We start from the raw sequence: 17289 nt of genomic DNA, 5'->3' as shown, positions 1-17289 counted from the left end.
AATCTACTTGATTTCGTAGTCTCACCCCCGCAAGGGTGACTAGAGTTCGAGAAAGCGATAGCCTTCTCGAATTCAGTCAGCTACTGCGAAGAGCAATAGTTAATATATTTATCAACTCTAGGGTGCTCTCTAAATGAGTTTACTTTATATCTATAGCTAATTTTTATCGTCTTTCTTTAATTATGTTCCGGGCTCGCCTTAAAGCTTTAAAATATCAGTTATAAACACCCCGTAGACTGCGGGAAGTCTTAAACAAATTGTCCGTCTTCATAGATAACGCGTTCTTTCTCACCTTTAATAAGCGCATCGAAGTTCTTGTTATTAAAGTCAGTGAGTAGAGTTCTTGAGGTCTTATATTGAATGCTTCCGTTATCTTTACTTTCAACTAACATTTTTCGGAAAAAGAATCCTTTTTTCAAAGTAACACGTTTGAGTTGACTGTAATCTAATATATCTGCACTTTTAATTTCAAAATCTTTAAAACCTACTTCTGTAATAGCGAGTAAATCATCATCAAAATAATAAACTTCAAGATTATGTTGTCCCCTTTGACCTACCAACATACGTCCAGATCTAAATGTATGGTCAGGTCTCTTTAAAGATAAATAATCTAATATATCGTTTTCGCGAACTTTCATATTCATAGTTGTATACCTCTTATATATTTATTATTTTAATTATATTATAGCGTAGATAAACAATGATTGAAACCGCTTTCTAAAATTTTTATAATAAAGTTGAGCAGAAAATAGAGATAAGCTGTTTTAAAACCAAATATTTGAGGAGTGATGATATGAGTGAGTTTTTAGCAGCTATCGCCGGAGGTATCTTATCCCTTGTGGGTACGATATTTATGATGAAATGGCAATTTAAGCGAGAGGATGACATACGAAATAAAGATTATGATAATGAAATCATTAGTATGATTGATCTCGTTACATATAAAGCTGCAAAAGTCAGAAATACAGAATTTACTTATCAAATGGCCAACTATAATCATAGCTTTACTTCTGATAATTTCGCGAAACTGGAGCGTTATTTTAAACTATTAGACGATCAGCTTCAGGAATTGATTCTGAAAGTAAGTCATCACAGTGATAATCCACAGGATAAGATTCAGAAGTTATTACAATATTATGAACCAGTAGAGAAACAGTTCAGTGCACTTACTGTTGCTTTTGAGATTTATTCAAATAATTTCGATTCGACTAATAGAAATATTATAGTTAATTCCAAGAGGCTTCTAGACCAACGTATTGAAGAATTTATCGGTAATATTAGTCAGTTTGCTCGTAAAGTTTACTGTCATAGCGTTTATCAACCTTCGCTCAATCCATTAGTGAATAAAGCTGATGCGATCACAAAAAATAATAAGAAATAGATAATAAAAACTTCGACTCAGTTTTAGTGCTGGGTCGAAATTTTTGTATTTAGAATATTTAAAAGTAAAAATAAGCAAATACATAAGTGTTCATTACAAAGAAAATATTTCAAAAAAATACATATTAAATCAAACTAAAATTGCTACAATTAAATTAAAGTATTCTCTATCATAGGAGTGAAATAATGAAGATAGATAATTACTCTTTAACGGTAAAAGGAAAGACTTTAATTGAAAATAGTAATTTAAGCTTTTATTATGGGACGATTAATCATATCGTCGGAAAAAATGGTGTTGGGAAGTCTCAGTTAGCAAAAGATTTAATTTTGAATAATAGCGGTAATGTTCCTAAAAACATTTCCAGTAAAAGTACTTTAATTTCGAGTTCATCGAGCGTTCCTGAAGATATTACTAAGGAATTTTTATTGAAACTATTGAAAAACAAATTCAGCCGATCTGAAGATTTATTTAGTAATATATATCAAATATTAGATATAGACTCTATTCCATCTAGAGTACTAATTAAAAATCTTAGTGATGGTCAGAAACAAAAACTGAAATTTTTAAGTTTTCTACTTGAAGACAATCAATTAGTAATTTTAGATGAGGTAACAAATGCTTTAGATAAGAAAACGGTTAATGAAATACAGGAATTTTTGAATATCTTTGTAAAAGAGCATCCAGATAAAACGATGATTAATATTACTCATAATTTATCAGACTTAAAAAATATACCTGGTAAATATTTTGCCTTACAAGACAGAGGTATTCAAGAGTATCAATCGAAAGATGACTTAATTCAAGATTATATTAATCTGTAAAAAGGGGAAGAATAATGAAGTTAGAATTTAAAAAAAGTTTAACCAACAAAATAGTATTAATTCTTTGCGTTTTATTTTTATTTCTTTTTTTGCTGGGTTACTTTCTACCTGTAGGAATTGATAAAGTAAAGCATCTAGGATATGGCCAGTACTTCTTTAGTGCATATACTGTAGCGACAGAGTTTGGTTTCTTATTGTTTTCTTTTATCATTGCTTACTTTATTAACAAAGAGTATTCAAACAAAAATACGCTTTTTTATAAACTTATCGGTGATAATGTGTACACTTTCTTTTATAAAAAGGCACTCGTATTATTTATTGAATGCTTTCTCATAATTTGGATATTTATTACTGTGATTTCCTTGATATTCGGTGATTTCACACATTATCTATTACTATTATTACTATTTGGATTAGTTATATTGCAGTATATTCTAATTATAGGAACAATAAGTATGCTATTCTCTAACATACTTCTTAGTATAGGTATAAGCATTGTATATTGGATTGGATCTATTATTTTAGTAGCAGTTAATAAAAGCATATTCGGTATTATTGCACCATTTGAGGCTAGCAACACCATGTATAATACAGTTAATAAAATACTACAAAATGATGCGCAATTTTTAAGTTCTCATGATGTAATAACATTAGTTATCTTTTTCGTTGCATTATTTATTATTAACTTTATTGTACTTACTTTAGCTAAAAAAAGATGGTTAAGATTAGGGCTTTAAATATTTAGCAACTGTGAGTTTGGGACAAGGAATGAGAAAGTGTTAGATGACGAAGTAGCTCATCATTAAAATAAAATGCACTTTATTTTGTCTCAAACTCATTTATTTATTTTGACCTCCAAATGAACTTTAAATATTTTTAATATTGTGTATAATAATTGTGAAAGGGCTTACATACAAATATTATTTCTTTTACAACTATAAATAATACATAAAATCATAGTAGCTCAATTAAAAATGTAGGTCATCGTGATTGGGTTGAAGTTTATGGAGGTTATAGGGATGAAAAAGTTGTTTGTAGCAAGTGGCGCTGCTTTATTATTACTTACAGGATGCGGACAAGGTCAGGGAGAAGATGGGAACAAGACACATTCTCAACAGGAGAAAGTCTCTCAATTATCAGAGAATCAACGCCTTGCACTCGCATTTTATGATAATAATAGTAAAGATTATATGTTGTCTAAAAATGATGTATTGACTGGTTTTTACACGTATAAAGGTCAAAATGGGGATGAGAAACGACAAATTAATCATCTTGTCTTACAAAAAGTGGGGGATGTGGATAATGCGCCGAAAGGTATGAAGTTCTATACTGTTCATCCTCAAACTAGAGAAGCAGAATCTGTGATTGGCGTAAGTAAGACGAAGTTGTTTATCGGAAGCACACAAGCTCAACTTCAAGACTATTCACAGATGTTGAATAATGGTAAAGAGATTAAAGTAAAAGATTTATATAAGAAACACAAAAATCACCGCGCTTGGCCTGAATTAACTGATAAAGTGAAGAAAGCGAAGAAAGAATCAAATGTCGAAGATGCTGACACGGGTACTACAACGATGGCACATATGCGTTCACAAATGTATCATCAGATATCAGAATTTGAAGGAAAAGAGCTAAGTGATAAATATTTATGGGATAATGTCAGCTTTGATGATTCTGATCATTGGACAGTGAGCTACCGTAATAAAGACGGTGAAGTGCTAGGTACTTATACGATTAAAGATAATAAAATTGTGAAGTACGATAAGAATGGTAAAAAAGTGAAGAGTAAGAAGATTAAAAGTGAAGATCGGTAATAGAGTGAGCAATTAATAGGAAACGTTCAGAAGTTACTTTTCAAGCGAACCCACTGTAGATAGTGTGAGTCGTTCAGAAATTGCTAGAGTAGCATTGGAACAAGATAAAAGTTTAACTAAGGAGTTAAGGATTTTTCTCAAAATTGAATAGGCTAAACTTAAGCTTCAACTCGAATGATGTGTTTTGAAATTCTTGAGGAATTTCTGCCGTTTTTTAAAAGGTGACATGTCATGATGTTGAAGCTTTTTACTATAAATTTGGTGCGCTTTCTCCTACCAACAGAGACTATCCTTGAGGGTAAATAGATTAATTACTTCAACGTATCTAGAGTTGTGTATAATTAAAATGAAAAGGCTTACACAAAGGAAATATCTCTTTTCCTGTAAAAGAAAAAAGTATGGAGGTTACAGCGATGAAAAAATTTCTATTAACGAGTGGTACAGCTTTACTATTACTTGCGGCATGTGGCCAAAGTCATGAAAATGACGGGCAACACACAAAGAAAGAGACTCAAGAACACAAAGAGACTCAAGCACATAAAGAAACCCACAAGCACCACGAAGAGAAAGCGCATCAAAAATTTAAAAAGAAAGATAATCAAGAGGCAGAAAAATCCCAAGGCCATAAAGATAAGCAAGCGCAATCCAATCAAGCAGATGCGCTCTCTCAATTGTCAGAAGATCAGCGTCTTGCTTTGGCATTTTATGCAAAAACGAAACAAAAACATATATTGACGAAAAATGAAGTTCTCACAGGCTTCTACACGGCAAATGCACCTGCGGGTAAAATGGATTATATTATTAATCATTTAATATTAAAGCAGGAACTCAATGTGAGTAATGCGCCGGACGGGATGAAGTTCTATTCGCTATATCCAGGTGTAGAGGACGCAGCGTCAATCATCGGGGTGAATGATTCTAAAATATTTATTGGCGGAACACAAACGACGGTCGTTGACTACAATGATTTGCTCAAAAATGGTGAAGAAGTAAATATTAAAGATCTATATGATAAATATAAGGATCATCGCGCTTGGCCTGAACTGACGAAAAAAGTGACACAAGCGAAACAAGAACCTGACACGGACAGTGCGGCTGCTCTACCTACAACGATGGCGCATATGCGTTCTCAAATCTACCAAATGATTCAAGACTTTGAGGGCCATCCTATTGATAATCAGTATTTATGGGACAACGTAAGTTTTGATGATCCAAAGCATCCAGAAGTTTGGACGATGAAATATCGTAATCAAGATGGAGAATTACTAGGGTCATACTTACCGGCAGAGGATGGTCAGATTGTAAAATATGATCAAAATGGGAATGAAGTAGCACGCAAACATGTGAAAGTTAAAGACGAAGTAAATGAGTAATTGTGAGGTGCGAATAAGAAAATTAGCGCATAAAAATAATAATTTAAGACACCGGGTAGTCTAAAAATTGTTTAATTGCGCGCTTTCATGAGTGGAAATGAAATCTCACAAATCCTCCTTAATACATTTTTAAAATATGAGCTTCAACTCGAACGATAAAGACAGGGACGTCTAAGTTATCCTTCTGGTTGAAGCTCTTCTATGTGTTCGCATAACTAGAATAACTGACAAACGCCACGTTTAAAGTATTTCTTAAAATAGCGCTGTCGATGAATGCCACGACGCGATGTTTCAAAGTATAATGAGGCATCAGGATGTTGTAGAGATGATTTTAATAAGCGTTGACCTTCTAAACTATTCGGAACCATCTCTTTAAGACGATGTGTGTGACGTATACCCTCTTTCAAACCCACATACCAATAGACGTCGACTGCTGTAGAAATGGGCGCTTCACGTTCCATAAATTCAATAAAGTTAGGGTACCAAAGAGACGGTGAGATAAGCAGGAACTTGCCAAAAGTTTCTGGATAGCGATAAAGCGTGTATAACGCAACGAGTGCACCATATGAAGCACCGCTAATACCCAGTTTCTCTCGTTTGTCGCAAATACGAAATTGTGCACGTAAATCAGGAATTAACGTTTCCACCAGCCATCCTAAATATTGGTCTGCTTGTCCCTTTGTCTCACGGCCATTCACTTGAGCTGCCCAAGGGGTAAAGTCGTGTGCACGTTCAGGTGATTCGATTCCGATAAAAATAATCTCACTTTTTAACTTTCTAAACAAATCGTCGCCGTCATGAACGATTAATGCAGGATAACGACTATCGCATGCTTGATAATAACTGCGTGGTAACTTAACAGTAATGTGATAACCGTCCTTGTCGAAGTGAAATACAAACTGTTTCATTACATGGCCTCCCAAATTAATGCTTGTGGATAGTTCCTATTATGCTATAATTGAAAATGATTATCAATATCAAACTATACATACACTTTTTCATTGTACCTTACTCAAAGGAGAGAACAGCTATGACACAACTGCAAGGCATACCTGAATCGCTGTTGATTCCACTAGCAGCACGAAGTTACGAAACCGAGAAAGCTCACGCTATTATCAAAGACCCGATATCTCAGAGGATCATGGCTAAGTTAGATTACGACTTTGATAAGTTTAGCGCCTCATGGATCACACAGGTCGGTATAAGTGTTCGAACGTGGTTAATCGATCAACTCGTTAGACGCTTTATTGAACAAGCGAAGCAGCCTCTTATCATTAATATCGGATGTGGTTTAGATACGAGAAGGCAACGCTTAAATCTAGAGGACATACCGTGGATTGATTTGGATGTCCCTGATGTTATTTTGCTCAGGAAGCAATTTTTCCAAGAAACTGAATTGAACCGGTTTATAGCGAAATCGTTGTTAGATGAGACGTGGATGGATGATGTGAGGACGTGGCCACCGTATACCGAGAACAGTGACATCCTCATCATTATTGAAGGTGTGATGATGTACTTTGAGCATAGTGAAGTGCAGCAGTTTTTCAATTTCGTCAGTCAGAAGCTTAATGCACATCAACTGCAGATGATTGTGGAATGTTGTTCGCAGCTCATGGCCGAACACACGCATTATCATCCTACTGTCTCTCGATTAGATTCAAGGCCACGGTTCAAATATGGTTATAATCGCTTATCTGATTTCGTAAAAATACTTCCACGAACGTTGCGTGTCACTTCAGAGCATAGCCTATTTGATTATCACTCTCGTCGGTGGAAATGGTTTGGATTGTGCAGATGGATACCGTTTTTGAAAAAGCGTATGAATAATAAAATTGTCATTATTGAACAAAGGGAGAGTGGAATATGAAAAAATTACTCGTCGTCGTGCTATGTCTCATGTTATTTATCGGAGCGTGTGGCACAACTAGCAAACAGAATCATTCCTCAAAAGGAGATAAAGGCGCCTCGCAGCAAACGTATACTTCTGATAATGGTGATAAAGTTAAAGTACCTACCGATCCGAAACGTATCGTTGTCTTACACCCAACGTATGTAGGTGCATTGGTGAAATTCGGCCATAAACCTGTGGCAGTACCGAAGTTTGTAGAGCAGAATAAGGTGCTAAACGAAGCGACTAAAGGGATTAAGCGAATAGACAACACCAATGTTGAAGCGGTAGTCAAAGAGAAGCCTGACTTAATTATTACGACTGTCGAAGATAAGAATTTGAAGAAACTTAAGAAAGTGGCACCAACCGTGACTTTTGACGCTCAAAAATCAACATATAAAGATAATACCAAGAATTTAGCGAAACTTGTCGGTGAAGAGCAGAAAGCTGACAAGTGGTTGAAAGATTGGGACGCACAATTAGCGAAAGATAAGAAAGAGTTAGCGCCGTTTATTAAAGATAAGACAGCGTCTGTAGTTCAAGAGACGCCGAAAGGAATTATGGCTTTTAGCAACCATCTAGGACGCGGAACAGAAATTATTTATGAGGGCTATGGTTTGAAACAGCCAGATCAACTTGCTGAAGCGACTAAAACTAAGTTTGCGACACCTTTGAAACCGGAATTATTCAAAGATTACATTGGTAATATTGCTGTTATAGCACAACAAGGTGACCATCAACCTTCATTTGAGAATACGAATTACTGGCAGAATTTAGATGCCGTTAAAAATCATCGTGTCATTCAATTCGATGTTTCAGAAACACAATATAACGATCCACTTTCACTCGAAAAACAACGCGAGATTTTCTACAAAGCTTTGAAAGAAATGAAATAAAAATAGAACGCTATAAATTAACACGCAGGAGTGAGACTACGAAATCAAGTCGATTTCGGTCTCGCTCCATTTTTTAATTCTTCAAAATTCAAAAACAAATTCCACTTAATTGCTAAATTTATAAAAGTGCATTGACAAATAGCATGAGTTCTATATAATTGATAACGATTCTCATTATCATAAATAGACAAAGGATAGTGATTTTTTGAAATTAACAAGGAACGCTCAATTGAGCGATATACATAAATATTTTCCTAGAGTAACAGACAAACAATTACACCAAGCTGAGGCGGAAGCACAACAAGAAGTGCAGCAACGTGTCCGTCAACTTGCAGAGTTCGAACAACTCGACCTCACTCAGCTAGAATCGGATGACCGCATCCAAGCTGAACTCGCCAACTCAGAACAGAACCTCACGCTCAGCTATCTTCAATATCAACAAGATCGTGAGCGCTACAGTCCACACTACAAAGATATCTTTGACTTCGTGCAAGGCGAAGGTTTAGACGATACTTTCTTTGAGCAGAGCGTTACGGAAGGGCATCCCTTCCATCCGATGACGAAGACGAAGTTAGGATTTAATCCTGAACAGGTCATCACTTTCTCACCAGAATTTAGACAACAAGCGCAGATCATTCCAGTGCTCTGTGCGTCAGAACTCGTGACACAAATTCATCCTTCCAACTCAATAGTCAGCTCAGAATATACGCAGTGGTTCGAACAACTTCAGAATGAGTTATCAACGCAGAATATTGATATTTCACGTTATGAGATGCTCTTTCTTCACGAATGGCAACTGGAGCACTTCGTTCAACAACAATACCCGGAGTTACTACAACAAGAACTACTCATTCCACTCTATCAACATGCTATTTCAGCACGACCATTATTGTCGTTTAGAACGTTAGACGTGCCACAGTTTAACGCCATTGTGAAAACGGCGGTGAATGTCCAAGCGACAAGTGCCGTGCGTAATGTTTCGCCAGCTTCCATTCGCAATGGTATTGCACTTAGTGAAGCGGTATCGCAAATCTACGCTAAAGGTGATTATCATCATAGCGCGATTCAGAAGGATGTAGCAGGCGCATTTTTAAATATCGACAAAGAACATGCGAATAAAGTGAGTTATTTACTACGTGAACGGCTCCCTGAAACGACGCAAGCGCCCCAAACACATCATCTCGTTTGTGCGAGCTTGATTACGAAAAGCTTTATCACTGATCAACACATCTTGATTGAATGTATTGAACGTTTAATGGAACGCCAAAATCTCTCTTTTGAAACGGCGACTACGCAATTTCTTGAACAATACACTGCCGTCATACTCGAAGCGACGTATCGTCTGCTTCTAGAAGAGGGAATAAGTCTCGAAGCGCACATGCAGAATAGTACGATTGAAATTCAAGATGGCCTGCCGACAAAAATTTATGTACGTGACTTCGGTGGAGTACGTCTCTTCAATAGAGATGTCGATATTGATGGTTCTACTGGTCTTATCACAGATGACTTTGATGAACTACTTGCAGTATTCTCACATTCAGTACTATACAACCATTTGTTCCAACTTATCCGTGTACTCGAGCAGTATGGTTACGAACCTTCTATCGGCTACTACATCATTCGTGAACAGATTCGAAATTATAACGAACGTTATCAGCCACAAATTGATTTATTGCAACAACCTACATTTCGAATTAAGTCACTCTTAAAGATGCGCATTTATGAAGATGGCTATGATTACCAACATACGTACGTCAACAATCCCTTATACAAGAAAGGAGCGACAACGACATGCAATGGATAAATGAAGTCTTTGCGCACACGTGCCGGTATGAGTGCAGCTACGTGGAAAGTTGTATTCAAGAGAGTATTGATATTACGTTTACTAAGTTAGTGAAGTGTCTATTTGATGAGCTAACGCCGCCGATTCATCGTGTAGAACAGCATCCACAAATGAAACGGCTCTACATTTCCCAGGAAATATTTCTAGAGTTTGAGGAAGATACGAAGAAGCTCACACTCCATCACAACGGAGACACGCAAGTCTTACAAGATCCACTAGAGCTCATCAATTGGTTAAGTCAACTCAGTAAAGGCAATTATGACTATGACCAACTTAAAGTCGAAATCGAGAATCACCTTATCAATCAAGCGATGAGCATCACGTGTTGTCAGAATATGCCGAAGAGTGACCATCCGTTGCTACAAGGCGAGCAATACGTCATTCAAGGACACAACATACATCCGTGTGCAAAGACGAAACTTGGGCTGTCTTTCCAGGAAGTGATGCAATATTCGCCAGAGTATAATCAAGCCTTCAAATTAAACTGGATTCTCGTAAAAAGAGGGCTGTTGTTTAACAATTTATCAGAAACAGAAATGCAAACGCTCGTCGATTTCAGTGGTTATTTAGCAGAAATTCCAACCAACTATGACTTAATACCAGTGCATCCTTATCAATTTGAACATGTACTCGAACACGTTTACGCCGAAGAAATCGCCAACAACGACATTATTTTACTCAAACACCGTGGTGGTCTCGTCAAAAGTACGTCGTCTTTCCGCACGGTCTGCCCAATTGATGGTGTCACACCGATTCTGAAGTTGCCAGTTAATTCGCAAATGACCTCAACGATTCGTTCGATTAGTAATAATAGCATTATTAATTCGCGAAATATCGGTGAATATTTTAAATATATTTACAACAATGACGCACGCTTAGCAGATATTAGCTTTCCTGTTCAAGAATACGGCGGCATGACGTATCGCCATTCACAAGAAGATAAGCAGCGTAACCTGTCCTTTATTCTGCGCGAGAATAATGCGCAATATATTCCGGTCAATGCGTCGCTCTATACGGCTACGTGTCTGTTTGAGCGGAATGAAACAGGTGAGAAAGTGTATACGACCCTTGTGGATATGGCGCAATCACTCCATCAACCATTAGCGTGGTTTAAGCAGTATACGCGCTTGCTCGTTGAAACGGCGGTAACTTTAATGACGAAATATGGGGTAGGTTTAGAAGCCCATCTTCAGAATATGTCATTTGAGTTTCAGCATGGGATGCCGACGCGTCTCCATGTCCGTGACTTTGGTGGCTTGCGTATTGACGGGTCACGCATTCCTGAATGGGTGGAACTCACTCAAGCTTTAACGAATGCGACGACGGAGGGGATGTACGAGAAAGTACAGAACACGTTGATTAGCAACCATCTCCAAACGTTGGTCACTCACTTTAGCCAAGACTATGGTTACGCGGCTTCCACGTTATGGCAACATATCAACGCTATTTTCCAAAGGATCTTTGATGATCTCGAAGCGCAAGGATTAACGCATGTCGAAGCGGATCGCTCTGCCTTTTACACTGAGACGATTAATGAGAAAGCACTACTCACGATGCGAATTGCGGAAGAGAGTCAGGATATTTATGTGAAGCGGGCGAACCCGTTGTTGGTGGCGCGTAATGTTCAAGTTTAGTCCGTATACCCGTTTCATCAGTGCTCAGTGTCTCGCGCGGACGATCGACTGGGTCGACATCATTGCGTTGAACTGGATTACGCTGCAGCTCACGGGAAGTGCGATTTATATCGCGTATATCAACTTTGCCCGTTTGATTCCGCAGCTCGTCTTTGCGTTTGTGATAGGTAAAATGATCGATCGCATCAGTTCGACGAAACTCATGTATTTGATCCATCTAGCGAATATCGTTCTAACTATCGGCGTCGTCGGTGCGTTCTGGCAACAGTGGAATATCTATCTCATCTTAGTCATCATCATGGCTCGGTCGTTCTTCCAAGCGATTGATACGATTCAACGCAATGCCTTAATTCCGAGCTTTGTTACTGAGGAAAAGCTACACAAAGCGATTAGTCTCAACGCCTTGATTCTCAATGTTTCACGTTTAATCGGTCCGTTTATCGGTGGAATCTTACTCGGTGCTATTAGCTCATACATCGTCTTAGCTTTACCGATTATTGGCAGTATTTGTGTGATCTTACTGAATCGCGTACTACCGGAAGTTCACCGTAAGAAGAAAGAACGACACAAGATTGGCGCTTACTTAAAGTCTCAACCCGTCATCGTACTGTTGATGATTTCAAGCGTGTTTGCGATGCTATTTGGCTTCTCTTATACCATCATGCTGCCAAGCATTGTCGATGCACAATTCGGTCGCCATACGATGATTTATTCACTCTTTACAGCAATGATTGCGGCAGGCTCTATTCTGATTCTGCTCATCTTTATGCGTTCTGAACGCCAAGGGAGCCTCAGAAGTCTGCGCTTGTGGTCGATACTGTTTATCGTCTCAATTGTGCCATTGATGTTCATTCATCAAGCTTGGCTTTATGCCATCGTGTTAATCTTAATGGGCTTTGCATCTCAAGCATTCCGAACAACGAATCGTATTCTCGTACAGAAATGGGTGGAGCCGAAATATCGTGGCTCTGTACTATCGATTTCGATGATGGACAAAGGATTCATCCCACTCGGAGGTATCTTGCTTAGCTTTATCTTCGAGCACCTCGGTCTCCACGTCGTATACGTGACGATGATCGTTGGATTAATACTGACACTCTTATGTGTCTTACTGATGTTTACAAAGGAGCATGACTATGGAGAGTATTAAACATTTACTTACTGATCCTGAACAAGATTATTATATTTATGACTTAACGACGTTAGAGCAACGTATTCACTGGCTCACTTCGACGACGAAACATTCCATTTATTACGCGGTAAAAGCCAATTCTCATCCTCGTATCCTTGAAACCCTCGCACCCTATGTAGCGGGTTTCGAGGTTGCCTCTCCGGGTGAGATTGAGAAAGTGCGCGCAGTTTCAGCGACGGTGCCTATGATTTATGGAGGTCCTGTTAAGACAAGAGGCAATCTTGCTTATGCTTTAGAACATCATGTGAAGTCTATTCAAGTGGAAAGTCTCTATGAACTTGATGCGCTGCAATCTTTATTAGCGGACTCTGAGCGCTCAGTCGAAGTAATGTTGCGCATTAATCTAAGCAACATTGAATCGTCGGCCAAGCTCAAGATGGCTGGCGTGCCAACGCAATTTGGACTGCCTTACGAGGACTTAGAAGAGGCGCTTGAGATATGCGACGCAACGCCAGAACTGCAACTTACAGGCTTTCACTTTCATTCCATGAGTAATAATTTAGACGAGCAAGCCCATGTTGATTTTATTAAAAATGCTATTGCATTCGCGCAAAAATACAGTTTAAGACTGCCGGCAGACTACGCGATTAATGTTGGAGGTGGGATTGGCATCAATTACGAAGGCGAGACGCAATTCGACTTTGAATACTTTGTATCTCAAATCAAGACCCTCCCGCAACTTACTTTCGAGCTGGGTCGCTTTATCACGGCACCGATCGGCTATTACGCGGCGAATGTTTATGATATTAAAACGATGCATGGTGAAACGTTCGTTTTACTTAACGGAGGTACGAATCACTTTCGTTTTCCAAAAGCATGGTATCACAACCACCCACTAGACATTCTGCCTACTGAAACAACATCTCCGCGTGTGAAATCTATCGAGAATCAGCAAGTCACATTGGCAGGTAAACTATGTACACCTAATGATGTCTTTGGACCGCCGTATTCGATCAAGTCACTCAAGACGGGGGATTGGGTCATTTTTAAACGTGCTGGAAGCTATGCTTACGACATTAGTCACTTACAATTCTTATCCCACAATCTCCCGAAAATAAAATTTATTTAATTTCCAGTTGACAAGAGTTCTCACTTAGCTATAATTGAGAATGAATATCATCTGTTTTTTATTTAAATAACTATACATAGAAAGAGGGAGTTATAATGAAAAGGTTAATACCTGTACTATTGATACTCGTATTAATGCTTGCTGCATGTGGCGGTGGCAATGATAGTAAATCTTCAAGCAAGGATAAGGATACGCGTGAGATCAAACACGCAATGGGAACGACTAAAGTACCTAAACATCCGAAACGCGTAGTTATGTTGACTAACGAAGGGACAGAAGCAGCAGTAGCGATGGACGTGAAACCTGTAGGCGCAGCGAACTCATACGCAGGTGATCCTTGGTACCCACACTTGAAAGACAAATACAAAGGCATTAAACCTGTGGGCGGCGAAAGTGACTTAGATTTAGAGAAGATTGCGAAGTTGAAACCAGATTTAATCATCGGTAATAAATTCAGACAAGAAGCACAATATAAAAAACTTTCTAAGATTGCACCAACTGTATTCTCTAAAGAATTCCGCGGTGACTGGAAAGAGAATTTCAACCTTTACGCGAAAGCTTTAGGTAAAGAGAAGAAAGGTAAAGAAGTACTCAAAGATTACGACAATCACGTGAATAAAGTGAAGAAAGAACTTGGCGACAAGAAGAATCAATCTGTTTCAATCGTTCGTTTCATGCCTGGTGACGTACGTATCTACCATCAACGTACATTCACTGGTATCGTACTTAAAGAATTAGGTATTAAACGTCCGAAAGGCCAAGAAAAAGATGACTTTGTTGAAAAAGGCTTATCAAAAGAACGTATTAAAGCGATGGATGGAGATTACCTCTTCTACTTCACCTTCCAAGATGGAGATAAGAAAGTATCACAACTAGAGAAAGATTGGGTTAATGATCCAGAATTCAAGAAACTGAAAGCTTCTAAGAAAGGTCATGTATATAAAGTAGATGACGGAGTTTGGAACACTTCTGGCGGTGTGTTATCTGCAAATCAAATGATCGATGAAGTGAAGGACAAAATGTTAAATGAAAAATAGATACATTTGGTGGCTTCTCGCGTTTACTGGATTATTTATCGTACTCTTTGTCTTGAGTATGATGTTGGGGTATAAACACTTCTCATTCGTAAACGTGTGGAAACATCTGATCTTAGGTCAAGAGATCAAAGATCAACGTATCTTAACGCAATTACGACTACCTCGCGCAGTATTGGGCGGGGTTGTCGGCGTTTTAATGGGAATTAGTGGTGTGATGATCCAAACCATTACACGTAACCCATTCGCGAGTCCAGGTATCATGGGTGTAAACAGTGGTGCGAGTTTAATGGTCGTGATCATGTTGATTGGTTTCGGCATCAACGGTTCGTTCCAGCTCGCATTTATGGCTTTCCTCGGTACGATTATCGTTGCGACGATGATTATCTTAGCGACAAGCTTGCCGTTACGCCCTTTTACCGCAATGGAATTAACCCTCTTTGGCGCGAGTATTAGCGCGTTCTGTATGGCAGTTACGCAAGGTTTACTCGTCTACAACGAGTCAGCGATTGAGGAAATTATCAGTTGGCTCAACGGCTCTGTGGCGAACAAGCATCTCAACGTCTTGATGTATATTTGGCCGTTTATCGTCGTTGGCCTCATCATTTCTATGTATATGGCACGTCAACTGAATTTATATATTTTAAGTGAGGATGCTTTAAAAGGATTAGGTGCTAAGATTCTATCCATTAAAGTCATCACAATGATTGCGGTCGTCTTATTGAGTGGTTCTGCTGTTGCACTCGCAGGTCCAATTGCCTTTGTCGGCTTGATTACACCGCACGTGGCGAAACTGCTCTGTCGAACGCACAATCATTTTATCATCATACCGATGTCGGGCTTGCTCGGCGGTTGTCTATTGATGCTCAGTGATATCTTGAGTCGTTATCTATTGATGCCGCGTGAGATTCCAGTGGGGATTACGACAGCTCTGCTCGGAACACCGGTATTTATCTATCTCATCTTAAAACGTAAGGAGTTAACAGAATGAAGCGATTAATTATCTTAACCGTATTATTGTTGTTGACGACCTTACTCACATTGATGCTCGGTGACCATGTGCTCATGCCACAAGATGTTATTGGTGGCCTCTTTAACAGTGCCGATGCTTACACGAACTTGGTAGTAACAGATTTAAGACTGCCGAGAGTCTTCTTAGCGATAGTGACTGGTGCAGCGCTCGGTGTAGCAGGGTGTGTGCTGCAGTTCATCACGAAGAACCCGCTCGCTTCACCGGACGTTATCGGTATTTCACAAGGTGCAAACGTGGGCTCCCTCGTCTTTCTCATCGTGTTGACGACGAGTACAGAAGCGCTATTGATGCCGATTCAATACCAACCGATCTTCTCCATGCTCGGTGCGATTGTGATTACGGCATTGCTATATTTCTTAGCTTTACGCAAGAACTATAAACGTAATCGTCTTATCTTGATTGGGGTTAGCTTTAACATTCTTTGTCAGGCGATTATCATGTTCTTGATTCTGACGTCAAACAAGCGTAGTGGTCAGGCACAGATTTGGATTACGGGCTCTGTCCATCAAGCTGAGTATTATCAGGCGATCTTGATTACGATTGTGCTCGCGGTCGTGATGTTTGCGTTGACGTATTACTCTCGTTCGATGGATATTCACTATTTAGGTAAAAATATTTCTGATGCGCTCGGTGTGCGTTATCAATTTATTTCGGTGTTTGCGCTGATTTCGATGAGTGTCTTGATTGGTATTTCGATGAGTTATGTCGGCGGTATTCAGTTTGTGGGATTGATTGCGCCGCATATTGCGATGCGTATGGGTGCACATCAGTTTAGGTCGCGTATGTTGTGTAGTGCGTTGATTGGTGCGATGATTTTGTTGGTTAGTGATTTGATTGGTAGGACGTTGTTCTTGCCGAAAGAGGTGCCGGCGGGTATCTTTACGGCGTTGATTGGTTCTCCTTTCTTTATGTATTTGTTGGTTAAAAGTAGAAAATAGATGGATGTGGTGCCCGCAGATGGATTGTGTCTGCGGGTTTTTTGATGTGTTGGTTCGTAGGAATAATGTGTTTTGTACTAATTTGTATTCGTAGGAATATGGATTTTGTTCCTAATATGCAATACTGCGTATTGGGCTCGGCGATGCTTTCTTAAGGGGTCTTGCTCAACTAAGTAATAATGCTTATTGCGCATTATTACTGGATTTTCGCTTCGACCTTGATCCTTCAAGAGTCACGCCGGCCCTTTACTTGTATTGCGGTGTTCTTAGGTTATTTCTTCTAATTTTTCTACTCACAACCACAATATCCTCTGTGTAGTTTGGGTTAGGTTTAATTGGGTGTTTCGAGGGATTAGAGTGTTTGTTCCTAATA

At 38.9% G+C, this 17289-nt stretch carries 16 protein-coding genes; 14 read left to right on the top strand and 2 right to left on the bottom strand.

All coding sequences use genetic code 11. The features are described 5' to 3' along the window. Positions 1-248: 248 nt before the first annotated feature. Complete coding sequence (locus CD039_RS10390; RefSeq protein WP_167386266.1) at positions 249-644, bottom strand: hypothetical protein; 396 nt, start codon at positions 642-644, stop codon at positions 249-251. A 149-nt stretch (positions 645-793) separates the two neighbouring features. On the opposite strand from CD039_RS10390, the gene CD039_RS10385 reads away from it, so the two are divergent. The 5 genes from CD039_RS10385 to CD039_RS10365 all read left to right on the top strand — a co-directional run bounded on the left by CD039_RS10385 (position 794) and on the right by CD039_RS10365 (position 5389). Continuing rightward, complete coding sequence (locus tag CD039_RS10385) at positions 794-1381, top strand: type I secretion system protein (RefSeq protein ID WP_103372257.1); 588 nt, start codon at positions 794-796, stop codon at positions 1379-1381. 185 nt (positions 1382-1566) lie between these two features. Then, positions 1567-2202, top strand: a complete 636-nt coding sequence (locus tag CD039_RS10380; protein WP_103372256.1) for an ATP-binding cassette domain-containing protein — start codon at positions 1567-1569, stop codon at positions 2200-2202. 14 nt (positions 2203-2216) lie between these two features. Continuing rightward, a complete protein-coding gene (locus tag CD039_RS10375; protein WP_103372255.1) occupies positions 2217-2939 on the top strand; it encodes a peptide ABC transporter permease in 723 nt (240 codons plus the stop codon). Between the two features lie 282 nt (positions 2940-3221). After that, positions 3222-4016, top strand: coding sequence for a hypothetical protein (locus CD039_RS10370; protein WP_103372254.1), 795 nt, complete (start codon positions 3222-3224; stop codon positions 4014-4016). 413 nt (positions 4017-4429) lie between these two features. After that, entirely contained in the window at positions 4430-5389 is a 960-nt protein-coding gene (locus CD039_RS10365; RefSeq protein WP_103372253.1) for a hypothetical protein, read from the top strand. A 215-nt stretch (positions 5390-5604) separates the two neighbouring features. On the opposite strand, the gene CD039_RS10360 is transcribed toward CD039_RS10365, so the two are convergent. Further along, positions 5605-6297, bottom strand: a complete 693-nt coding sequence (locus tag CD039_RS10360) for an alpha/beta hydrolase (RefSeq protein WP_103372252.1) — start codon at positions 6295-6297, stop codon at positions 5605-5607. Between the two features lie 122 nt (positions 6298-6419). Here CD039_RS10360 and CD039_RS10355 point away from each other — a divergent pair, with 122 nt between their 5' ends. The 9 genes from CD039_RS10355 (at position 6420) to CD039_RS10315 (ending at position 16916) form a co-directional block, all read left to right on the top strand. After that, complete coding sequence (locus CD039_RS10355; protein WP_167386265.1) at positions 6420-7256, top strand: class I SAM-dependent methyltransferase; 837 nt, start codon at positions 6420-6422, stop codon at positions 7254-7256. Further along, the gene (locus CD039_RS10350) at positions 7253-8173 is read left to right on the top strand and encodes an ABC transporter substrate-binding protein (RefSeq protein ID WP_103372250.1); all 921 of its coding nucleotides are present in this window, start codon (positions 7253-7255) and stop codon (positions 8171-8173) included. Before CD039_RS10355 ends, CD039_RS10350 begins: the two co-directional genes overlap by 4 nt. A 205-nt stretch (positions 8174-8378) precedes the next feature. After that, positions 8379-9977 carry an IucA/IucC family protein gene (locus CD039_RS10345; RefSeq protein ID WP_240595151.1) on the top strand — a complete coding sequence of 533 codons (1599 nt, stop codon included), beginning with the start codon at positions 8379-8381 and terminating at the stop codon, positions 9975-9977. Beyond that, on the top strand, positions 9965-11650 hold the full coding sequence (locus CD039_RS10340; RefSeq protein WP_103372249.1) for an IucA/IucC family protein: 1686 nt from the start codon (positions 9965-9967) through the stop codon (positions 11648-11650). Before CD039_RS10345 ends, CD039_RS10340 begins: the two co-directional genes overlap by 13 nt. Next, positions 11637-12800, top strand: a complete 1164-nt coding sequence (locus CD039_RS10335) for an MFS transporter (protein WP_103372248.1) — start codon at positions 11637-11639, stop codon at positions 12798-12800. Before CD039_RS10340 ends, CD039_RS10335 begins: the two co-directional genes overlap by 14 nt. Continuing rightward, on the top strand, positions 12787-13911 hold the full coding sequence (locus CD039_RS10330) for an alanine racemase (RefSeq protein ID WP_103372247.1): 1125 nt from the start codon (positions 12787-12789) through the stop codon (positions 13909-13911). The genes CD039_RS10335 and CD039_RS10330 overlap by 14 nt, the downstream gene beginning before the upstream one ends. A 95-nt stretch (positions 13912-14006) precedes the next feature. Continuing rightward, positions 14007-14948: an ABC transporter substrate-binding protein gene (locus CD039_RS10325; protein ID WP_103372246.1), complete on the top strand. Its 942-nt coding sequence runs from the start codon at positions 14007-14009 to the stop codon at positions 14946-14948. Next, positions 14938-15936, top strand: coding sequence for a FecCD family ABC transporter permease (locus CD039_RS10320; RefSeq protein WP_002471975.1), 999 nt, complete (start codon positions 14938-14940; stop codon positions 15934-15936). The genes CD039_RS10325 and CD039_RS10320 overlap by 11 nt, the downstream gene beginning before the upstream one ends. Then, positions 15933-16916, top strand: a complete 984-nt coding sequence (locus tag CD039_RS10315; protein ID WP_103372245.1) for a FecCD family ABC transporter permease — start codon at positions 15933-15935, stop codon at positions 16914-16916. The genes CD039_RS10320 and CD039_RS10315 overlap by 4 nt, the downstream gene beginning before the upstream one ends. Positions 16917-17289 lie beyond the last annotated feature (373 nt).

This window comes from Staphylococcus argensis (genome assembly GCF_002902305.1).
GTDB lineage: Bacteria > Bacillota > Bacilli > Staphylococcales > Staphylococcaceae > Staphylococcus > Staphylococcus argensis.
This window is presented reverse-complemented; position numbering and strand designations above follow the sequence as displayed.